17 protein-coding genes are annotated in these 21,989 nt (G+C 33.7%); 11 read left to right on the plus strand and 6 right to left on the minus strand.

What is annotated here, in order from left to right; all coding sequences use genetic code 11:
* Together FQU21_RS06115 and FQU21_RS06120 are read left to right on the plus strand one after the other, a co-directional pair.
* Nucleotides 1–1,206, plus strand: a complete 1,206-nt coding sequence (locus FQU21_RS06115) for an ABC transporter permease (protein ID WP_147677113.1) — start codon at nucleotides 1–3, stop codon at nucleotides 1,204–1,206.
* A 320-nt stretch (nucleotides 1,207–1,526) separates the two neighbouring features.
* Nucleotides 1,527–2,261 (plus strand): SDR family oxidoreductase, encoded by a 735-nt coding sequence (locus FQU21_RS06120; protein WP_147677114.1) that lies wholly within the window; start codon nucleotides 1,527–1,529, stop codon nucleotides 2,259–2,261.
* 497 nt (nucleotides 2,262–2,758) lie between these two features.
* On the opposite strand, the gene dusB is transcribed toward FQU21_RS06120, so the two are convergent.
* Together dusB and FQU21_RS06130 are read right to left on the minus strand one after the other, a co-directional pair.
* Nucleotides 2,759–3,754: a tRNA dihydrouridine synthase DusB gene (dusB, locus tag FQU21_RS06125; protein ID WP_147677115.1), complete on the minus strand. Its 996-nt coding sequence runs from the start codon at nucleotides 3,752–3,754 to the stop codon at nucleotides 2,759–2,761.
* A gap of 138 nt (nucleotides 3,755–3,892) precedes the next feature.
* Nucleotides 3,893–4,654, minus strand: coding sequence for a UDP-2,3-diacylglucosamine diphosphatase (locus FQU21_RS06130; protein ID WP_147677323.1), 762 nt, complete (start codon nucleotides 4,652–4,654; stop codon nucleotides 3,893–3,895).
* Between the two features lie 239 nt (nucleotides 4,655–4,893).
* Between FQU21_RS06130 and FQU21_RS06135 the strand changes: the two genes are divergently transcribed.
* From FQU21_RS06135 to FQU21_RS06160, 6 genes are all read left to right on the plus strand, one after another.
* Nucleotides 4,894–5,676 (plus strand): DUF3108 domain-containing protein, encoded by a 783-nt coding sequence (locus FQU21_RS06135; protein WP_147677116.1) that lies wholly within the window; start codon nucleotides 4,894–4,896, stop codon nucleotides 5,674–5,676.
* 7 nt (nucleotides 5,677–5,683) lie between these two features.
* Nucleotides 5,684–6,601 (plus strand): tryptophan 2,3-dioxygenase family protein, encoded by a 918-nt coding sequence (locus tag FQU21_RS06140; RefSeq protein WP_147677117.1) that lies wholly within the window; start codon nucleotides 5,684–5,686, stop codon nucleotides 6,599–6,601.
* Nucleotides 6,559–7,893: a M23 family metallopeptidase gene (locus FQU21_RS06145; protein ID WP_147677118.1), complete on the plus strand. Its 1,335-nt coding sequence runs from the start codon at nucleotides 6,559–6,561 to the stop codon at nucleotides 7,891–7,893. Before FQU21_RS06140 ends, FQU21_RS06145 begins: the two co-directional genes overlap by 43 nt.
* A gap of 3 nt (nucleotides 7,894–7,896) precedes the next feature.
* Nucleotides 7,897–9,516, plus strand: coding sequence for a glucose-6-phosphate isomerase (gene pgi / locus FQU21_RS06150; RefSeq protein ID WP_147677119.1), 1,620 nt, complete (start codon nucleotides 7,897–7,899; stop codon nucleotides 9,514–9,516).
* Between the two features lie 172 nt (nucleotides 9,517–9,688).
* Nucleotides 9,689–12,910 carry a TonB-dependent receptor gene (locus FQU21_RS06155; RefSeq protein WP_147677120.1) on the plus strand — a complete coding sequence of 1,074 codons (3,222 nt, stop codon included), beginning with the start codon at nucleotides 9,689–9,691 and terminating at the stop codon, nucleotides 12,908–12,910.
* A 98-nt stretch (nucleotides 12,911–13,008) separates the two neighbouring features.
* Complete coding sequence (locus FQU21_RS06160) at nucleotides 13,009–13,446, plus strand: hypothetical protein (RefSeq protein ID WP_147677121.1); 438 nt, start codon at nucleotides 13,009–13,011, stop codon at nucleotides 13,444–13,446.
* A 58-nt stretch (nucleotides 13,447–13,504) separates the two neighbouring features.
* Here the strand turns inward: FQU21_RS06160 and FQU21_RS06165 are convergent, their stop codons facing one another.
* On the minus strand, nucleotides 13,505–14,557 hold the full coding sequence (locus tag FQU21_RS06165; RefSeq protein ID WP_147677122.1) for an endonuclease/exonuclease/phosphatase family protein: 1,053 nt from the start codon (nucleotides 14,555–14,557) through the stop codon (nucleotides 13,505–13,507).
* A 125-nt stretch (nucleotides 14,558–14,682) separates the two neighbouring features.
* Here FQU21_RS06165 and FQU21_RS06170 point away from each other — a divergent pair, with 125 nt between their 5' ends.
* From FQU21_RS06170 to FQU21_RS06180, 3 genes are all read left to right on the plus strand, one after another.
* Complete coding sequence (locus FQU21_RS06170; RefSeq protein ID WP_147677123.1) at nucleotides 14,683–17,484, plus strand: TonB-dependent receptor; 2,802 nt, start codon at nucleotides 14,683–14,685, stop codon at nucleotides 17,482–17,484.
* Nucleotides 17,485–17,593: 109 nt separating this feature from the next.
* Entirely contained in the window at nucleotides 17,594–19,030 is a 1,437-nt protein-coding gene (locus FQU21_RS06175) for a DUF5689 domain-containing protein (RefSeq protein WP_147677124.1), read from the plus strand.
* A gap of 76 nt (nucleotides 19,031–19,106) precedes the next feature.
* Nucleotides 19,107–19,484: a hypothetical protein gene (locus FQU21_RS06180; RefSeq protein WP_147677125.1), complete on the plus strand. Its 378-nt coding sequence runs from the start codon at nucleotides 19,107–19,109 to the stop codon at nucleotides 19,482–19,484.
* A 5-nt stretch (nucleotides 19,485–19,489) separates the two neighbouring features.
* Here FQU21_RS06180 and FQU21_RS06185 read toward each other — a convergent pair whose 3' ends face one another.
* The 3 genes from FQU21_RS06185 to FQU21_RS06195 form a co-directional block, all read right to left on the minus strand.
* Entirely contained in the window at nucleotides 19,490–20,629 is a 1,140-nt protein-coding gene (locus tag FQU21_RS06185; RefSeq protein WP_147677126.1) for a hypothetical protein, read from the minus strand.
* Nucleotides 20,630–20,641: 12 nt separating this feature from the next.
* Nucleotides 20,642–20,896 (minus strand): hypothetical protein, encoded by a 255-nt coding sequence (locus FQU21_RS06190; RefSeq protein ID WP_147677127.1) that lies wholly within the window; start codon nucleotides 20,894–20,896, stop codon nucleotides 20,642–20,644.
* A gap of 81 nt (nucleotides 20,897–20,977) precedes the next feature.
* A complete protein-coding gene (locus FQU21_RS06195; RefSeq protein ID WP_147677128.1) occupies nucleotides 20,978–21,946 on the minus strand; it encodes an endonuclease/exonuclease/phosphatase family protein in 969 nt (322 codons plus the stop codon).
* Between the last annotated feature and the right edge of the window lie 43 nt (nucleotides 21,947–21,989).

A 21,989-nucleotide genomic window follows, 5' to 3' on the forward strand; every position in this document is an offset into this window, starting at 1 on the left:
TTGAGTTTTTCACTATATATAGCAAAACGTTATTTACGTTCTAAAAGCACGAATAACGCCATTAATTTTATTACCAACATTGCTATTATTGGTGTTATTCTTGGGGCTGCGTCTTTATTTATTGTATTGTCTGGTTTTGCCGGATTAAAAGATTTTACACTACAGTTTTCTACAGAAATAGATCCAGATTTAAAGGCTGAAACTACGGTTGGCAAAAGCTTTGTGCTTACTGAAGATATAGCTCAAAAACTCGATAATTTAGAGTCTGTTGCCGAGTATTCTAAAATTATTGAAGAGCGTATTTTTATCACCAGTAATAACAAAACCACTATTGCCAAAATAAAAGGAGTCGATGGGTATTTTCAAAACATTGTAAATATAGATTCTGCCATGGATACGGGCAGTTGGGTTTCGCAAAATACAAACGAAATAGTGGTAGGTTGGGGCATTGCAAGCCATTTGTCATTAGGTGTTTTAGACTTTACAAAAACTATAAATATTTACGTTCCCAAGCCCGGAAAAGGACAAATAACATCTACAAAAGATGCCTTTAGCACCGTTAGAGCGGTAAATGTTGGCGTATTCTACATAAACGAAACCTTGAATGATGGCTACATTTATGCACCCATAAATTTAGCAAAAAAATTACTAAATTACCAAGACAATCAAATATCGGCTATCGAGTTTAAATTGGCTCCAAATGCCGACGAAACCCAAGCTAAACAAAGCATACAAGCCATTTTAGGGAGTAATATTGTTGTAAAAAACCGGGCACAATTAAACGACGCGCTGTACAAAATGCTAAACACCGAAAACTTAGCAGTATACCTCATTTTTACCCTCGTACTCATCATTGCATTTTTCAACGTTATCGGCTCATTAATCATGATGATGCTCGACAAAAAGAAAAGTCTAAGCACGCTTTTTAACATTGGCGCTACGGTAAAAGATATTCGAAAAATATTTTTCTACCAAGGCAGTTTAATGAGTATTGTAGGCGGACTTATTGGTTTACTTTTAGCGTTAATAATTGTGCTGCTTCAACAGCATTTTAACCTCATTATGATTACGCCATCACTGGCATATCCAGTCGCTTTGCGAACAGAAAACTTTTTTATTGTATTCCTTACTATTTCCGTTTTAGGAATTATTGCATCAAAAATAGCTTCGGTTCGAATCACAAAAAACATGGTAAAAACGGTTTAAATTATTTGGGCGAGTTGCCATGAAAAAATGGCAAACAGGCTTTCCGCTATATCTTTTTTTGTGCTGTACTTATTTCAGTTTATGTCTGTTAAATAATAGCACGTTTTAGCTCGAATATTTAGGTTTTTCAATTAAAAGCACAAAAAAAGGATGCCGCATCAATCCTTCTCGCGGGGCAAATCTGCCAAGAGTATTTAGGTGCAACACATTTGTTTTTATTTGCCAGAACCATATATTTTAAAAAGGTTAAGGTTTTAATAAAAAACAGAAAGCTCAAATGCTTTTTAGTAGTTTTACAATTACTCAATAAATTTAAAGCTATGAAATTAGAAAATAAAGTCATTATAGTAACTGGATCTTCTAAAGGTATCGGGAAAGAAGTGGCTATTCAATTGGCAAATAATGGTGCAAAAGTGGTTGTTAATCATTCCAATAGTGAGGCAGAAGCACAAGCGACTGTAGATGCTATTGTTGAAAATGGTGGTACCGCCATTGCTGTAAAGGCCGATGTGAGTCAGAAATTGGATGTTGTAAATCTCTTCGATAAGGCTATTGAAACTTATGGCAAAGTAGATGTTTTGGTAAATAATGCCGGGATTATGACTTCTAAATTGATAAAAGATTGTACAGACGATGATTTTACAAATCAATTCGATGTTAATGTACGTGGTGTTTTTAATACTCTGCAAGAAGCGGATAGTAAATTAGCCGATAACGGAAACATTATTAATGTATCATCGAGTACGGCAAAATTGATGTTTCCAACTTATGGTATTTACTCATCTACTAAAGCGGCTGTTGAACAAATGACACGTGTGTTTTCTAAAGAAATTGGTCGTGGCATTTCGGTGAATGCTATTGCTCCGGGTGCTACGGAAACTGAGTTGTTTTTAAAAGGAAAATCGCAAGAGTTTATTGATAAATTGAGCAGTATGAATGCGTTTAACAGATTAGCAAAACCTATTGATATTGCTAATGTTATTGTGTTTTTGGCTAGCGATGAATCGAAATGGATTTCTGGTCAGGTTATTGGTGCTAATGGTGCTTTGGTGTAAATTTTTTTTAGTTTTTTTTTGTCATTTCGACCATTTGGGAGAAATCACATAAAGAAATTCGGGGTTTGATGTTCTCACGGTTATGTGATTTCTCATGCTTCGAAGTGACAAAGTGAGATGGTTTATTCATGTAGTTTGTTTTTTTCGATGCTAGGAGAAATCATATAAAGAAACTCGGGGTTTGATGTTCTCACGGTTATGTGACTTCTCATGCTTCGAAGTGACAAAGTGAGATGGTTTTTTCGTGTAGTTTGTTTTTTCGATGTTAGGAGAAATCATATAAAGAAACTCGGGTTTGATGTTCTCATGGTTATGTAGCTTCTTGTTTTTGGAAGTGATAAAAGCAGATTTTCACTACGTTAGTGATGCAAACAGCCTTTAGCAAACTTGTGCAAAAGCGATAGTAGCGGCATCCTTTTTGTTTTTTCGCAAAAAGATATAGCGGATAGCGCGGTGGCTTGCCATTTGCCCAAATTATTAGAAATGAAATATCTCTTTTATTGGGTGAATTGGTAACCTGCAAATTTTTCTGAAACTTCGTTGAAAGCGGCGAAAACATCTTCGGAATGATCGGATGTTACCATTTTCATACGGTATTCTTTAAAGTGGGGAATGCCTTTAAAATAATTGGTGTAATGACGACGAGTTTCGAAAACGCCTAAGGTTTCGCCTTTCCAATCGATGGCCATTTGTAAATGGCGACGGGCAGCCTCAACACGTTCCTCCAAACTTATGGGTGCCAAATGCTCGCCGGTTTTAAAAAAGTGTTTTACTTGTTTGAAAAACCAGGGGTTTCCAATGCTTGCTCGGCCAATCATGCAACCGTCTAATCCGTAATCGTCACGCATTTCCATAGCGCGTTCGGGAGTGGTAACATCTCCGTTTCCGAAGACAGGAATATGCATGCGCGGGTTGTTTTTTACTTGTGCAATGGGTTTCCAATTGGCATCGCCTTTGTACATTTGTGCGCGGGTGCGGCCGTGGATGGCAATGGCTTTACAGCCCACGTCTTGCAAACGCTCGGCTACTTCCACAATACGAATAGAATCGTGATCCCAGCCTAAACGGGTTTTCACTGTAATGGGGATGTTGGTGCGTTTTACCATTTCGGCAGTAAGTTGCTCCATTAAACAGACGTCTTTTAGAATGCCTGCGCCTGCGCCTTTACTCACTACTTTTTTTACCGGACAACCAAAATTAATATCGATAATATCGGGTTTAGACTCGGCTACAATATCTATGGTTTGCAGCATACTATCTAAATTGGCGCCAAAAATTTGAATGCCTACGGGGCGTTCTTTTTCGTAAATATCGAGTTTCATAACGCTTTTTGCGGCGTTACGGATAAGGCCTTCGCTGGATACAAATTCGGTGTAAACCACATCGGCGCCTTGTTCTTTGCAAAGTGCGCGAAAGGGTGGGTCGCTAACATCTTCCATGGGTGCTAAAAGCAATGGGAAATCGGGCAGTTCTATGTGATCTATTTTTACCAAGTGGATTTATTTTTTTGGCAAAATTAAGGTTTTTTAATTAATATGGTGTAAAAACCAGAAACGGCTTATTTTTTGATAATATAGGTTGTTTTTATTTGAGTTTTAAAATAGGGTATTCTGTGGTTAATAGCGGGTTTTTTAGATATTATTATAAGTTTTTAGTTCTAACTTTTTGCCATCAAAAACGCCATAGGTGAAATATTGAATCCAATCGCCAAGGTTTATGTATTGAGAATGGTTCCCTAAATTAATTTCCATTGGTAAGTGGCGGTGGCCAAATACAAAATAATCACGGTGTTTATTATCTAGTTTTCTTTTGGCATATTTTACCAACCATTCGTTTTCTTCGCCTAAAAATTTGGCGTCATCATCACCAGAAATTAATTTGTTTTTTACCGATAAATATTGCGCAATTCCTACGCCAATATCGGGATGTACCCATTTAAATAACCATTTAAAAACAGGGTTTGTAAACACTTTTTTCATGCGTTTATACCCTTTGTCGTATGGGCCTAAGCCGTCGCCATGGCCAATAAAAAACGTTTTATTGTTAAAGGTAAATTCTTTGGGGGTATTATATACAGGAATATTGAGTTCGTCTTCAAAATAACCATTCATCCAAAGGTCATGATTTCCAACAAAAAAATGGATGGGGATTCCTGAATCGGATATTTCGGCGAGTTTTCCTAAAGTTCGGGTAAAACCTTTAGGTACAACAGTTTTGTATTCAAACCAAAAATCGAATAAATCTCCAACCAAAAATATTGCGGCCGCATCTTGTTTTATGGTGTCTAACCAAGCTACAAATTTTTTTTCTCGGGGTAAAGAAGCTTCTTTTGTTGGCGCTCCTAAATGATTGTCGGAGGCAAAATATATTTTTTTTCCTTTGGGAATTTGCATGGCGTAAATATAACTTATTTTAATATAAACTAAAGAGATTAACGTATCACCTTTTTTAAGGTGTTTGCTTTTTGTTGGTTTTTTTTGTTGCATGATGATGTAACAAATTAATGTTAAGAGATTCGTATAAACAAGAGCAGTAATTATAATTTTTCTATTTTTGGAATAGTAATTGTAATTTCTTGTGTGTTACAATAATTGTACATTTAAAAAGTTACATGATTATGACTAAAATACAAATGAAAAAAACACTTCTTATATTATCGCTAATTTTTGTTTATCACGCCGGATTTTCGCAGCAGGAACCCGCCTTTGGTGATGGTGAATGGTTTAAATTTAGGATGAGTTACAGTAATTGGCTTAAAGCTGGTAACGCCACGTTGTTAGTAAAAGATGAAGTTTTAAATGAAAAACCAGTGTACCATGTTGTGGGTAAAGGTTGGACCACAGGTATGATTAAATGGTTTTTTAAAGTTACCGATAGATACGAGAGTTATTTTGATAAAACGACTAATTTACCATACAAGTTTGTTAGAAATATTGATGAAGGAGGGCATACTAAAGATTTAGAAATCGAATTTGATCAAGACAACAATAAAGCTCATGTGCACGATAAAAAGCATAAGCGAAAAGTAGTTGTGGATACCAAACCTAACATCCAAGATATGGTGTCTACTTTTTACTATTTGCGTAATAATTTGGACACAGAAAATTTGAACGTGGGTGATGAGGTTAAGATTGATATGTTTTTTGATGAAGAAAATTATGGTTTTAAATTACAATATTTAGGTGAAGAAATTATTGATACCGATTTTGGAGATGTCATGTCGTTAAAATTTAGGCCGTATGTTATGGCAGGGCGCGTTTTTAAAGAGGAAGAAAGTTTAACGCTATGGGTTTCAAAAGATAAAAATAAATTACCTTTGCGTATCAAGGCAGATTTGGCTGTAGGTTCGCTTAGAGCAGATTTAGACGCGTTTAAAGGTTTAAAACATCCTTTTAATATTGTAGTTAAAAACTAAATAGATATTGAATTCCAAAATTACCGATCAAATAAAAGATAAATTTGAAGCCATTAATCAAGATGTTGATGCGCATTTAGAAGGCTTATTGCATAGTAAGCCTATTAATTATTGGGATTATATCCAAACCGATGCGTTGCTGAATTTGCAAGTACAGCGTACTGTTTTTCCAGACGAGTTGGTGTTTATAATGTACCACCAAGTAAACGAACTGCTGTTTAAAATGGTGCTTTCAGAAATGAATCAAATAGCAAAAAATGACATTATTGATACCAAAACATTTACCACTAAAATAATGCGAATTAGTCGTTATTTTGATGTGTTAACGTCTTCTTTTAGTATTATGAAAGATGGAATGGATGTGGATCAATACAATAAATTTAGAACAACTTTAACGCCTGCGAGTGGCTTTCAAAGCGCACAATATCGTAAAATTGAATTTGCTTCTACAGAGTTAATTAATTTGATTGATAAACGCTTTAGAGATACGTTTGATAGAAATGCATCCTACGAAGAAGCCTTTGAGTTTTTATATTGGCAAGCCGCAGGAAAGGACTATAAAACAGGGAAAAAAACCTATACTTTATCCGATTTTGAAGCACGCTATAAAGATGAGTTTATAAGATTTGCTAAATTTTATCAAAACAACAATTTATGGAGTAAATTTAAAAGTCTTCCTAAAGCATCACAAGAAGATCAAGAATTGATAAATGCTATGAAGCATTACGATTATACGGTGAATATTAAATGGGTTATGGCGCATTATAACACCGCAAATCATTATTTAAATATTAACGGAAAAACCGCCGAGGCAACCGGTGGAAGTGAGTGGGTGAAGTATATGCACCCAAAATATCAAAAAAGAATATTTTTTCCAGATTTATGGACAGAGAAAGAAAAAGAAACGTGGGGAATAAATATATAATATTGTTAGTGTGTACCATGGCTTTCATGGGGTGTAAAGAAGACAAAAAAGAAGACACATTAGAAAATATAGCTGCGATTGAAATACCAGAAAAAAACATAGAATTTGGTTTCAATCTGGACGATTTTATTGTGAAGCGGGATACCATTAAAAGTGGTGATAGTTTTGGAGAAATTTTGGATAGAAACCATGTAGGTTATCCTAAAATATTTAATATTGCAGAGCAAACCAAAGATAGTTTCGATATTAGAAAACTTCAAATAGGAAAACCATACACGCTTTTATGTGCTAAGGATTCTTTGGAAACCCCCAAATGCTTTATCTATCAGCCTAATGTAGAAGAGTATGTAGTTATTAATTTTGAAGATTCCATTCATGCTTATACCAACCGAAAGCCCATAAAATATATTCAAAAAACGGCTACAGGTATTATAAATAGTAATATTTCACAAACTTTAGAAGCGCAAGGCTTAAGTCAGCGTTTAGCTTATAAAATGGCTGATGAAATTTATGCTTGGACTATAGATTTTAGACGTTTACAAAAAGGCGATCGGTTTAAAGTTATTTATACCGATAAGTATATAGACGATACAATTTATGCCGGAGTTCAGGATGTTAAAGCGGCTTATTTTGAACATAATAATGAGCCTTTTTATGCCTTTGAATTTGTAACAGACTCCGTAAAAGGTGTTAAAGATTATTTTAGCGAAGAAGCAAAAAACTTACGTCGTGCCTTTTTAAAAGCCCCTGTTAAGTTTAGTAGAATATCCTCACGCTATAATTTAAAACGCCGCATTGCACATTATGGTTTTCGTGTTAAGGCACATCGAGGAACAGATTTTGCAGCGCCGAATGGTACACCTATTATGGCAACGGCAAATGGTACGGTTACAAAGTCGTCTTATACTAGTGGAAATGGGAAATATGTAAAAATTCGTCACAATGCCACCTACGAAACACAATACTTACACATGTCTCGTCGAAATGTAAAAGTCGGACAATTTGTAAAACAAGGCGATATTATTGGTTTTGTGGGTAGTACAGGGAGCTCTTCTGGAAACCATGTGTGTTACCGTTTTTGGAAAAATGGTGTGCAAGTCGATCCGTTTAAACAAAAGTTACCCGAAGCTAAAGGCATTTCCGATTCTTTAAAAGTTCGCTATTTAGAATTTATTAAACCAATAAAGAAACAGCTTGATGCAATTGATTTCTTGGAAGATGTTTTCGAAGATCAAAAACCAATAGAACCAACAATAAAACAAAATACTAACGCAATATCATTTAATAATTAATCTATGGCACTACCAAACGTAAATCCGACAACTACGGCATCGTGGAAAAAACTGCAAGCGCATTTTGAATCTGTAAAAGATGTGCATATGAAAGATTTATTTGCTCAAGATAAAACGAGAGCGAATAACTTCACCATTAAATGGGATGATTTTTATGTCGATTTTTCTAAAAATAGAATTACTGAAGAAACGCTTAAGTATTTATTAGAATTAGCTGATGATGTGAAGCTGAAAGACGCCATTAAAAGTCAGTTTTCTGGTGAAATAATAAATGAAACTGAAGGCAGAGCTGTATTACACACCGCTTTACGTGCACCAAAAGATGCCGATTTTAAAGTAGATGGTGTTAACGTCATGCCTGAAATTTACCAAGTAAAACAAAAAATTGAAGGGTTTACTAACGAAGTTGTAAACGGTGAAAGAAAAGGATATACAGGAAAAGCATTTACTGATGTGGTAAACATTGGTATTGGTGGGTCGGATTTAGGACCAGCGATGGTAGTCGATGCACTTCAGTATTATAAAAATCATTTAACAACGCATTTTGTGAGTAATGTAGATGGCGATCACGTTAATGAAGTGATTAAAAAACTAGATCCTGAAACCACATTATTTGTTATTGTATCTAAAACCTTTACTACACAAGAAACCCTGTCTAATGCCAATACATTAAAGGACTGGTTTTTAAAATCTGCCGATAATGAGGCTATTGCAAAACACTTTGTTGCGGTTTCTACTAATATTGAAAAAGTAAAAGGTTTTGGAATCGATGGAAACAACATCTTCCCAATGTGGGATTGGGTTGGCGGTCGTTTTTCACTTTGGAGCGCTGTAGGTTTAACCGTGAGTTTAGCTGTGGGTTATGAAAATTTTGATAGCTTATTAAAAGGGGCTAACAAAATGGACGAGCATTTTAAAAATGAAGATTTTAAATCGAATATTCCTGTAGTTTTAGCGCTATTAACCGTTTGGTATAATAATTTCTTTAAGGCAGAAAGTGAAGCCGTAATTCCTTATTCTCAATACCTAAACCAGTTTGCAACCTATTTACAACAAGGTATTATGGAAAGCAACGGGAAAAGTGTTGATAGAAATGGCAATCCAATAGATTATCAAACAGGCACCATTATTTGGGGTGAGCCAGGGACAAACGCGCAGCATGCCTTTTTTCAATTAATTCATCAAGGAACAAAATTAATTCCTGCCGATTTTATTGGGTTTACACAGGCGTTACACGGGAATCAAGACCACCAAGATAAATTAATGTCTAACTTTTTAGCACAAACAGAAGCGTTATTAAATGGTAAAACAGAAGCCGAAGTTGTTGCAGAAGGTACTAATGAAACCATAACGCCTTTCAAAATTTTTAAAGGTAACAAGCCAACAAATACAATTTTTATAAATAAACTATCGCCTGAAAGTTTAGGAAAACTTATCGCGATGTACGAGCATAAAATATTTGTTCAAGGTATTATCTGGAATATATTTAGCTACGACCAGTTTGGCGTGGAGCTTGGAAAACAGTTAGCATCCAAAATTTTAAACGAATTTAACGGTAATGTTAATAATGAACATGATTCTTCAACTCAGAATTTGTTGAGCTATTACAAAGAAATAAGATAAAACATTACAGTATTTTTATTTAATGCGTAAAAAGACCTTAATATTGTTAATATTAAGGTCTTGTTTTTTTTGTGTTATGTTAAATTTATTAACATTTAGGTAATGTTGACACTCTTATTATCCGTATTTTTGCAAGGACTAATTTTCAAATAATTAATACATAATTAGAATTATGAAAAGAATTACACAAAATTTATTGATAACAATATTATTTGTTGTTTCAATGTGTTCATTTGGACAAGGGGTGACTACATCATCCATTAATGGACAGGTAACTGATGCTAATGGGCAGCCTTTACCTGGTGCAAATGTTATAGCGGTTCACACACCATCTGGGACTAAGTATGGAGCTGCAACAAACTTTGATGGATTTTACAGAATATCAAATATGAGAACAGGCGGACCTTATAAGGTTTCTATCTCATTTGTTGGTTATGGTAATTTTGTTGATCAAAATATTTATTTACAATTGGGGGACTCTAAGAGAATAAGTGTAGGGTTATCTGAAGATTCTAATGCATTGCAAGAAGTGGTTATTTCTGCAGAAAGAGATGGTGTTTTTGACTCAGGGAAAAATGGAACAGGAAATAAAGTTTCTAATAGACAAGTAACAGGATTGCCGTCTATATCTAGGAACATTGCAGATTTTGCGCGATTAACACCTCAAGCACGTATTTCTGGTGATGATAATGTTTCAATAGCAGGTCAAAATAATAGATATAATGCTATTTATATTGATGGAGCAGTTAATAACGATGTTTTTGGTTTATCATCTAGTGGAACAAATGGAGGGCAAACAGGAGTGAGCCCAATATCGTTAGATGCTATTGAAGCTTTTCAAATAAATGTTGCACCTTTTGATGTCAGACAATCAGGTTTTGCTGGTGGTAGTATTAATGCGATAACTAAATCTGGAACAAACACCTTTGAAGGTTCTGCTTATACTTTTATGAGAAATGAAGATCTTGCAGGTAAAACACCTGTTGGATTAGTAGGTTCTGACGGAGTAAGAGAAAAATTAGATGATTTTTCTTCTAATATTTATGGTGCGAGATTAGGTGGTGCTATTGTAAAAGATAAATTATTTTTCTTTGTGAATTATGAAAATGAAAAAAGAGAAACGCCTCAACCTTTTAATGGTGAAAATTATATTGGTGATTCGTCAGTTTCAGATATTCAAGGTCTTTCAGATTTTTTAGTATCTAATTATGGTTATAATCCAGGTGGTTATACTAACAATGTTTCATCTTTAAATAGTGATAAACTTATTGCTAAGATTGACTGGAATATCAATGATAACCATAAATTATCTTTAAAACACAGTTACGTTAAAGCAACACAAGTGAATGCTTCTGGTTCAAGTGCTAGATCAATTAATTTCTTGAACGGGGCTATTAATTTTGAGTCAATTACAAATTCAACTGCATTAGAACTGAACTCTACGTTTGGTCAAAAATTTGCAAATAATTTAGTTATTGGATATACATCTGTTAATGATAACAGAGATCCTAATGGTAGTGCATTCCCATCGGTAGCTATTACTGATGGTTCTGGCCGTATTAATTTTGGTTCGGAAGCATTTTCTACAGCGAATTTATTGGAGCAAAACGTATTAACTGTTACTGATAATTTTGAAATCTATACAGGAGCACATACAGTAACCTTTGGTGTTAATGGTGAATTTACATCGGCGTTAAATGTGTTTTTTGGAAGAAATTACGGGTATTATAATTTTGATAATTTATCAGACTTCTTAGACAATAATCGTCCAATTGAATACAGAATTGGATATTCTTTATTAGGTGGATCTGGAGATAATTCTTTAGGAGCTGCTGAATTTGATTATTCACAATTAGGTTTTTATGTACAAGATGAAGTTGATTTTACTGAAAACTTTAAACTTACAGCAGGTTTGCGTTTCGATATTCCTTATTGGAATGATGGCTTAGTAAATGACGATTTTAATACACGTACCGTTGGTTTATTAGAAGCTGCGGGTAAAGATTTACAAGGAGCTAGAGTTGGTCAAGGTATTTCTTCTAGTGTACATGTTTCTCCTAGAATTGGTTTTAACTGGGATGTTAATGGCGATAAATCTACTCAAATTCGTGGTGGATTAGGTATCTTTACATCTCGCGTGCCTTTAGTATGGCCAGGTGGTACATACAATAATAATGGATTAACGGCTGGAGAAACAAGACAACGCTTTTTTAAAGGTGAAACTCCAGAATTTTTTAACCCAGATGTAAATTCTCAATTTAAAGATCCTGCTCCAGGTTCTGGTACATTAGGAGGAAAAGTAGATTTATTTGCAAAAGATTTTAAACTTCCGCAAGTATTTAAAACAAATATCGCTATAGATCAAAAATTACCTTACGGTTTTGTATTCTCAGCTGATTTTGTTTGGAATGATAACATTACAGCTATTGCTTATGAAAACTTAAATAGAGTAGAACCTCAATCTTTTACTACTGGTGCTGGTTCTAGACCAATGTATAAATTTGGATCAATAGATAACAATTATAGTGACATCTTTTTGGGATACAATACAGGAGAGGGTAGTTCATATAATGTTAGTGGTACTTTATCTAAAAACTTTATAAGTGATAGAGTGGTGGTAAGAAACCAAGTATCTTATTCTTATGGTGATTCGGATGTTTTAATTGATGCTACAAGTTCTCAAAACAGTTCACAATGGGAAAATTTAGAAACGGTTAACGGATCTAACAAGCCTGTTGTTTCGACTTCAGATTTTTCTGCAGGACATCGTGTTATAGCCAATTCTACGTTTGAATATAAATGGACAGATAATGTTAAAACAAGAATTGGATTGTTTTATGAAGGTGCCAATGGACAACCTTTTAGTTATACCTATGCAAACAGTAGTAATTTATTAGGTGATACAGGCGGTTATGCTTCGGCATTAATGTATGTACCAAGTTCAGAATCTGAGGCAAATCTTGTGGATACTGGAGATTTAACAGCTTCAGAACAATATGCTTTATTAAGCGCATATATTGAAGGAGATGATTATTTAAGAAGTAGAAAAGGAACATTTGCGGAAAGAAATGCAGACCGTTCTGATTGGACACATATTATTGATTTAAAAGTAGCTCAAGAATTTGGAATTAACTTTGGAGACAAAGTACACAAGTTCGAAGTTACTTGCGATATTTTTAACTTCACAAATCTATTGAATAAGGATTGGGGAGTTAGAACGTATACTAACTACAATCAAGTAACCTTGTTAGAATTTGAAGGATATGCTGCGGATAATACTACACCTCAGTTTTCTTTCGATCCAGAATCTACAGATACTAAAAATCTTATTGACAACTCTGGTTTCCAATCATCAAGATGGCAAATGCAAGTAGGTTTAAGATATAGTTTCTAAGCTTATTTTAATATAACTTTTAAAACCGCTTCACTCGAAGCGGTTTTTTTATGAATTAAAATCACTATTTTTGAAACCGTAAACAAAATTAAAGAAACATGTACAACACGGTATTATCACTTCATTCCTATTGGGCCTATTTAGTTCTATTAGTTTTAATCATTGCGGCAGGTAACGCCATTATTAAAACGGTAGGCGACAAAGAATACGAAAACAACGATTTTAGAATATCATTATTCACTTTAATTGTTTCTCATATTCAATTAACTATTGGTTTAATATTATATGTTGTATCGCCTCGTTTAGCATTATGGGGGGAGTTAGGAGGAAAAGTAATGAGCAACTCTATTGCTAGACTATATCTTGTAGAACATCCGTTTGTTAATATTATAGCTATAGCATTAATTACAATTGGCTACTCTAAACACAAAAAGAAATTAACTTCAAAAAGTAAATTAAAAACCATAGCCATTTTTTACAGTATTGCTTTAGTATTGTTTTTATCGAGAATTCCTTGGAGTACTTGGATTGGATAGAAATTAAGGTTTTATAAAATATTTAAAAATCCTTCAGGTTTAAAAACTTGGAGGATTTTTATTTTTCAGCCACCCTTTTAATCAAATAAACATAAACAGGAAAGTGATCGCTAAAGCCATTGTTAAACCCACTATAGCCAAAACTCCGTAGCGGATAACCTTTATAAGGACCGGTTTTAGTAATGATAAAATTCTTATTATAAATACCAGCTTTATAAAATTGAAAAGAGCTATAATCTTTTTCAAGCAACGGTTTTGTAACCATAATTTGATCGAATAAACTCCAAGCATCGCGATAGGCTGTTGTGCCAACACCGTTTTTATAGAAATTTTCAAAAGGATTATAAACACCTTTTAACCCCACCTTTTTGGTTGGTTTTGCTTTTAAAACCTTTTTAACACTTGCATTATTTGGATTGTCATTTAAATCTCCCATAATACATACTTTGGCATACGGGTCTATAGATTGTAAAGAATCTAAAAGACGTTTGGTTAATTTAGCAGCAGCCACACGTTTCGATCTGCTTTTTGCTTCACCACCTCGCCGGGAAGGCCAATGGTTTACAATAATATGGATAGTTTCATCTTCCAAAATACCGCTTACCAGTAATTGTTCACGGGTATAAATACGTTTATTGGTGTCGGCATCATAAATTTTTAGTTCATGCGTGCTGGTGTGTATAGATGTAAAAGCTTTTTTTTGATAGAGTAAAGCTACATCAATGCCACGCAGGTCTGTGGAGTTGTAATGCACAATACCATAATCTGTATCAATAAGTAGCGAATCGTTCACTAAATCTTCTAAAACGGCTTTATTTTCAACTTCAGAAACTCCAATAATACTTGGTGCGTTTTTAGAAACATCTTTTCCAATATCTGAAAGAACACGAGCCATGTTATGAATTTTTTGTTTATAAACCGCACTTCTATCGCGTTTTAATGCCATCATGGGGCTGTATTCATCAAGTTTTTGAGGATCGTTTATGGTATCGAATAAATTTTCTAAATTATAAAATGCTACCGTATGAATTTTAAATTTTCTTTCTTGGGCATGGGTAAAAATAAAGGTGTTTGCTGCAAGAAAGCATATAATCAATTTTAGAAAATTCATGTGCCTAAAGTTTAAAAAGGATTCATTTTCAGTAGGTTGGAATTCTTCAAAGTTATTAAAATTCAATGAAAAGCATTTTGTTTTTGTTGTTTTTTCTTATATTTAAACAAATTAAAGCACTAATTATGAGTAAGATAATGCTTTTGTTTCTATGCTTAGGTCTTTCAATAAACAGCAATGCTCAACAAACCTTAGTGAAAGGAAGCTTGCTCGATGGGCGCTCTTTTCAACCTTTAGAAAACGTTTCCGTCACTATTGAAGGGAGTCCTTTAAAAACGCAAACCAATGCTTCGGGTGTATTTTTATTTGATAAAAACTTGCCTTTAGGCGAGCAAATGTTGCAAGTTTCAAAAACGGGTTATATTTCAAAACGTTTCCCAATTGTTATAAATGAAGGGGAAATCGTGAATATTTCTGATATCACTTTAGATCGTGATGAGAATGCAACCAGTGATTTATTTACCATTACATTATCGGATGATGAATTGAATGACGATACTAGCGGCGCCGATAATATTTCCGGACTTTTAGCGGCATCACTCGATGTTTTTCAACGCACAGCCGCCTTCGAGTTTAGTGCGTCTTTTTTTCGGCTTCGTGGTTTAGATTCAAAAAACAGTACTGTTTTAATTAATGGTATCGAAATGAATAAAATCTATAACGGCCGACCACAATGGAGTAATTGGGGCGGTATAAACGATGTGTTGCGAAACCAAGAATTAACCACAGGATTAACCCCTTCAAACTATAATTTTGGAGGTATTTTAGGAACCAATAATATCAATATTCGGGCATCGGAAGCTAGAGCAGGCGGGCGCTTAACGTATTCGTCGTCTAACCGAAGTTATAGCAATCGGCTTATGGCTATGTACGCTTCGGGTTTGTTAAAAAATAATTGGGCTTATACGGTAACTATTGGTCGTCGGTGGGGAAATGAAGGCTATCAAGATGGAACCAGTTATAATTCAAATTCCTTTTTCACTTCCGTGGAAAAAATAATAAACAAAAACCATAGTTTGAGTTTTTCTGCGATTTATACCCCAAATCGCCGAGGCAAGTCGTCTCCCAATACACAGGAGATTTTCGATTTAAAAGATATAAAATATAACGAATATTGGGGTTGGCAAGATGGTGAAAAACGAAATTCGAGAATAAAAGAAGTTAATGAACCTATTGTAATGCTTAATCATTATTGGGATTTGAATAGTAAAACCAAGTTAAATACAAACATAGGTTACCAATTCGGTAAAATGGGAAATAGCCGATTGGATTATAACGGCAAAGATTTAATCGATGGTTTCCCACAAGGAGGTGGTGCAAATCCAAGTGCTGCTTATTATCAAAAACTACCAAGTTATTTTGAGCGTAATTACCCAGATCAATTAGGTTTTGCGTATCAAGCATTGCAGACTTTTCAAAGTAACGGACAAATAGATTGGGATGCGATGTACAGTACAAATATAGCCAATACTCAAAATGGCGGGAATGCCACTTATGCTTTATATGAAGATCGGGTAGATGATAAATTACTCACCGTTAATTCCATTTTAAATAAAGAAATAAACGATCATATTCTTTTCAATACTGGCGTTCATTTTAAAAATTTAAATTCTGAAAATTTTGCTGAGGTTATAGATCTTTTAGGGGCTAAAACCTATTTGGATATCGATGGTTTTGCTACTAATATTAACGAAGCCCAAAACAATTTATTAAATCCAAATCGTACCGTTGGGGTTGGCGATAAATTTAAATACGATTATAACATTTTTGCGAACGAAATTGGTGGCTATGCACAAACTCATTTTTCATATAGTAAAACAGAATTTTATATCGCTGCTAGCATCAAAAACACAACCTATCAGCGTGAAGGTATTTATCAAAATGGCGGATTTCCAGATAATTCGTTGGGTAAAGGTGATAAAATAAGTTTTATGGGCTTGGGCGCAAAAGCGGGGTTTACGTATAAATTAACGGGTAAGCATCTGTTTGATATCAATACCGCTTATATTACTAGAGCACCAACAATACAAAACACATTTTCTAATTCTAGAGAAAACCACGATGTTGTTCCAAATATTACTGAAGAAAAAATAATGTCGGCCGATGCTAGTTATATTTATCGTTCGTCTATTATTAAAGCACGATTAACAGGGTATTACACCAAGGTTTCGAATGCTAACGAAATTTCATTCTTTTTTGCAGATGGTATTGGTGGCGATAATTTAGCTTTTGTTCAAGAAATTCTTCAGGGTGTTGAAAAACAACATCTGGGTTCCGAATTTGGTATTGAAGCTCAAGTTACCCCAACTATAAAGTTGAAAGGCGCTGCGGCTATTGGTCAATTCACTTATAATAATAACCCCAATTTATATCTATCTACCGAGCCTGACGATGACGCTTTAGCGGCTGGTTTTATAGATGGTTTTAAAGATTTTGGGCAATCGAAACTTAAAAATTATAAGCTCGCTTCGGGGCCACAAAACGCATATTCCGTTGGCTTTGAATATAGCGATCCCGGTTATTGGTGGTTTGGTGCGACGGTAAATTTCTTCGCAAATACCTATGTCGATGTGAGTCCGTTAACGCGATCATCAAATTTTTCAACCGATTTTGATGGTAATGTATTTAACGATTACGATGAAAATTTGGCAAGAGCACTTTTAAAACAAGAGCGTTTTGATGATTATATGGTGGTGAATTTAATTGGCGGAAAATCCTGGAAGCTGGGTGAATATTATATTGGTTTTTTTGGAAGCATTAATAATTTATTAGATCAAGTTTATAAATCTGGAGGGTTCGAACAAGGACGAAATGCCAACTACCGAGAACTTAGGGACGATAAAGCATTAAATACACCCGTTTTTGGATCGAAATATTGGTATGGTCGTGGTACCACCTATTTTCTGAATTTGAATGTGAGGTTTTAAATAAAAAAAAAGAAAAAAGTTAGAATTGACATATAAGCTCAAAGGAAATTAACCAGCCAAATGCCAAACTCATCTTGTCGAAACACCAAACCATATAAAAACACAAATCATGAAAAATTTTAAAATACTAACCGTTATTTTTCTGATACAAATAGTAATAACATCCTGTGTAAAAGATAGCGATTATGGTATTCCAGATATATCATTCACAGAACCCGATATTCCACAAGATAAAATAACAACTTTTAAAACTATAAAATCACTTTACGAACAAGCGGTAAACAATGGAAATTCTACAGCGAGAATCGATGAAGATTCAGAATTATATATTGAAGGTTATGTGGTGTCTTCCGATAAATCGGGAAACTTTTTTGAAGAGTTAATTATTCAAAATAAAATAGATGATACCAATCCCGAAAGCGACCCGAGATTGGGTTTTCAGGTGGCTATTAATGTGTCGAGTTTATCGGATACTTATCAATTTGGTCAAAAAGTATATATAAAAATGACAGGGTTAACCGTTGGAGAAAGGAGCGGGATTATTGTTATTGGAAAAGGCGATGGTGCACAGGTAGAACAAATTCAACCTTCAGAATATAAAAATATTATTATTAGAAGTAACGATATTGTTGAAATTCAACCTAAAATATCAAGTATTGCAGATTTGAATGCTATGGATTATAACACGTTAATTCAGCTCGAAAATATGCAATTAAATCGGTTTGAATTAGGAGCTACATTTGCAAGCGAATCTATTGATGAGTATGATGGTATTCGCACGTTGGTAAGTTGTGATACTGGCGTTTCTATAAGAATGCAAACCAGCACATTTTCCGATTTTAAATCCTTAATTATTCCGCAAGGCAAAGGGACAGTAACTGGTGTTTTTAGTCGAGATTATGGCGATGATTTTAATGTATTGGTTTTAAATAGTTCTTCGGATATTCATTTTGATTCCGATGTCCGTTGCGACCCGATGGAATTAAGTTGTGGCATTGCTTCAACCTTAGGAACACACAATTTATTGTATGAAGATTTTGAATCTCAAAAAAACAACAAACCCATTGAAATTGAGGGTTGGACTAATTATATTGAAGCAGGCACAGAAGCTTGGGAAGGGTATTCTTCAACATCATCAAATGCGTCTTTAGGGCGTTCGGCACGGTTTCAATGTTCCAGTTCGGGAGACGATTCTAATATTGGCTGGTTAATTACCCCTGCCATTAATTTAGATGCACAAGAAGGTGAAACGCTTCGTTTTAAAACCTCGAATAGTTTGGCAGATAGTAGTTTTTTGGAAATATTATATTCTTTAGATTGGGATGGCACCGAAGAAACTATTACAACCGCTACTTGGGGCACTTTATCCAATGCTTATGTAGTGAAAGATACCGACTCGTTTGTGCCTTGGTTTAACTCTGGTGCGGTCGATTTATCTTGCGCTAGCGGAACCATGTATATTGCTTTTAAATTTACAGGAAGTGGCCAAGATACCTTCGATGGTATTTATGAGTTAGATGAAATTAGTGTGGATTTTGTGCAATAAAAAAGGTTTTAAATACCTATTGCGTTTTTAAAATCGGATAGCTGTAAATTTCAAATAAAAAGTCTAATTTCGCCCCATGGACACATTCGATATTTTATTCTATCATTTTTTTAATCACTTCAAACAGAAGAAAAACAAAAAGGCTAACCGTATTGCTACCTTTTATGTGTCTTTTTTACAATGCAGTTTGTTGTTGCTTTTAGGCGTGTTTTTTGCTAAATTTTTTAGAAAAATGCACATGGATACCATGTCGTCTGGAAAAGCTTGGACTATTTTTATACTTGTAGCTATATTTATTTTATTTAAAAATTGGATGTATTATGGTGGGCGTAAACGTAAAGTGCTAAACGCTAAAATGATTAAAAACAAAAAGCTAACTTATAATATTTGGTTTTTAGGCTTTTTACCTATTATCATTTTAGGCTTAACTCTGGTGCTGTTACAAGCGGTGTAGTGTAATTAATGTAAATACCAAAAACTAAAATCTCCAAATCTTATTAATCTATATATAATCATTAATATTAAAGTGAAAATAACAATTATAACTACTCCCTTTAATTTTTCTGATTTTTCATTGTCTGTCCATTCGTTTCCTGATTCTAAATATTGAATCATGTTAAAAAATATCGACATAATTAAAGTTAATAGAAAAATTAAATATATTTTTAATATAATTGTGTTTATTATACTTGATTCTATAATAAATAGTGATGATGATGAAATTATGGTAATAATAAAGAAAAATAAGTAACCTAAAATAATTATAAGGTTAAGAAAACTAAATAAGTTACTTCTAAATTTACTTTCATTGTCATTTTCAAATACATATGTCAAATTCAGATCTATTGACTTTTTTACATCTAATATTAGGCAATGTCCTTTAACTCTTTTTTTTATGTTTCTTCCAAAAGTTTGGCTTTTAGAGTTTTTGTCTTCTTTCCAGACATGCGCATCAGTAAGTGTTATTGTTTCTAAGTTAGTGCTGTTTGAATCGATTGTATATTGACTAAGAATACCAGAAAACAGTTTGTTCTCCTTAAATCCATCAGATATTACAATATCAATTAGTGTCAAGATAACTTTTTTACTTTCTTTAATTGTAGAGAAATCTTTAAAATCAATTATTTCTCCCCGCAGGTAGTAGTTCCATAAATTACCAAATCTTAAAAGTTTAAATTTCCTGTCTAGTTTTAGGCGTCTGACAAAGTGCCAACATATTAATGCGGCAATAAATGCGACAAGGCATGTAATTAAGATATAGGCAACTATTATGAATATTTTTTTATCATAATGGGTGAATTCATATAGGTTTAATCCATCAAGTATATGTTTTAGATTTTTAAAATCAGATAATTTAATAATATACTTTTCTGAAGCAGGTTTACCAAATACTTGAAAAAAACCCTTTATACTATAGAATGATATTAGTTGGATAATTATTCCAATCAAGAAAGAAGTTGTTAAAGTATATGCCCAATTTTTAGAAATAAATTGTTTTGAAAATTCTCCTTGATAATAAAATTTTCGGAAAACTAATCCTGGTATTGCTAAAAATAGAAATAAATAAACAAAAGTAAAATCAACTTCCGGTATTTCCATAAACCGAATTTTTTAAGAGCTTATCCTTACTGTTTTATTGTTGGACAAAATAACATTTTGTATTTCTCCATTATTATCTCTTGAAGTTTGAGCTGCATCAAGAATATTATTTTTATCATCTGAATTAGAAAGTATTTCAGCGGACCCCTTGTTTATTATGCCATCATCTTTAGAAAAAGTATTTTCAAGTAAATCATACACAAGCTTACTTGCAACAATCACAACAGATAATGAGAATAAATCTTTAAGGAAATTAGAGTCTTTCATTTTATTAAATAAAAATAAGGTTATGCAAATTTACGGTTTAATTTTTATTAAGATACATAAAAAATAGTTAATTAAAAAATCCTACTTCTTAAAAATAGCGTACACCGGAAAGTGGTCGCTATAACCGCCATTGTAGCGTTTACCCGCATAAGTTCTGTAGGGCGTTCCTTTGTACCTGCCCTTAAATGTTTTTAGAAAATTTTCATCAAAAATATTGGCAAGGCTGTATTCGAATAAATTACTGGAAGTCTTAAAAAAATTAGTTGAAATTAAAATTTGATCGAATAAATTCCACTGTCTGTTGTGTTTTGTGCTGCCTCGATTAAAAGATCGTAAGGTTTCCATCGGGTTAAATAAACCATAATTTTCAACCAAACGTTTTATACTTTTATTATGAGGATCATCGTTAAAATCGCCAATAACTACAATTTTAGCCTCCGGATTTTCTAATGTTAAAGCAGAAATAATGTCGCCAACTTTATCAGATGATGTTATGCGTTTATGCTCCGTTTCCTTTTCACCTTCACGCCTAGACGACCAGTGATTTACAATAACATGTATTTTTTCGCCATCTAAATTTCCGGTAACGAGTAAAATATCTCGCGTATAATCGGGAAAACCTTCGTCGTTTTTTAATGCAACTTCAAAAGGTTCGGAATGTAAAACTTCAAATACATCTTTATCATACATTAAAGCCACATCAATCCCACGTTCGTCCGGAGAATTGTAATGCACATAACCGTAATTGTAAGATTTTAAATGTTTCGAATGTATTAAATCTTTAATCACTTTGGCGTTTTCTACTTCGGCCAAACCTATAATAGCTGGGTGTTTTCCAGTTTCTCGCCTTCCTATGTTAGACATAACAAAACCTAGTTTCTTAAGTTTGTTATCATACCGTTTTTTGGTCCATTTTTTAATCGATTTCGGTAAAAACTCGTTGTCGTACGTGCGTTTATCATCATAAATATCAAATAAATTTTCAGTATTGTAAAACGCAATAGTTTGTAAATCGTTTCGAACGGGAATATCATCAAAAGGTGCTATCATAATTCAAAAATAGGCTTAAAAATATTAAAAATAAAATCATTGC

The organism is Algibacter pacificus, from assembly GCF_008033385.1.
GTDB classification, from domain to species: domain Bacteria; phylum Bacteroidota; class Bacteroidia; order Flavobacteriales; family Flavobacteriaceae; genus Algibacter; species Algibacter pacificus.

Coding starts and splice junctions, on each gene's coding strand:
- FQU21_RS06120 (WP_147677114.1), top strand. CDS start 1,527: ATGAAATTAGAAAATAAAGTCATTATAGTAACTGGATCTTCTAAAGGT.
- FQU21_RS06130 (WP_147677323.1), bottom strand. CDS start 4,654: ATGCAAATTCCCAAAGGAAAAAAAATATATTTTGCCTCCGACAATCAT.
- FQU21_RS06135 (WP_147677116.1), top strand. CDS start 4,894: ATGAAAAAAACACTTCTTATATTATCGCTAATTTTTGTTTATCACGCC.
- FQU21_RS06145 (WP_147677118.1), top strand. CDS start 6,559: ATGGACAGAGAAAGAAAAAGAAACGTGGGGAATAAATATATAATATTG.
- pgi (WP_147677119.1), top strand. CDS start 7,897: ATGGCACTACCAAACGTAAATCCGACAACTACGGCATCGTGGAAAAAA.
- FQU21_RS06155 (WP_147677120.1), top strand. CDS start 9,689: ATGAAAAGAATTACACAAAATTTATTGATAACAATATTATTTGTTGTT.
- FQU21_RS06160 (WP_147677121.1), top strand. CDS start 13,009: ATGTACAACACGGTATTATCACTTCATTCCTATTGGGCCTATTTAGTT.
- FQU21_RS06165 (WP_147677122.1), bottom strand. CDS start 14,557: ATGAATTTTCTAAAATTGATTATATGCTTTCTTGCAGCAAACACCTTT.
- FQU21_RS06170 (WP_147677123.1), top strand. CDS start 14,683: ATGAGTAAGATAATGCTTTTGTTTCTATGCTTAGGTCTTTCAATAAAC.
- FQU21_RS06175 (WP_147677124.1), top strand. CDS start 17,594: ATGAAAAATTTTAAAATACTAACCGTTATTTTTCTGATACAAATAGTA.
- FQU21_RS06180 (WP_147677125.1), top strand. CDS start 19,107: ATGGACACATTCGATATTTTATTCTATCATTTTTTTAATCACTTCAAA.
- FQU21_RS06185 (WP_147677126.1), bottom strand. CDS start 20,629: ATGGAAATACCGGAAGTTGATTTTACTTTTGTTTATTTATTTCTATTT.
- FQU21_RS06190 (WP_147677127.1), bottom strand. CDS start 20,896: ATGAAAGACTCTAATTTCCTTAAAGATTTATTCTCATTATCTGTTGTG.
- FQU21_RS06195 (WP_147677128.1), bottom strand. CDS start 21,946: ATGATAGCACCTTTTGATGATATTCCCGTTCGAAACGATTTACAAACT.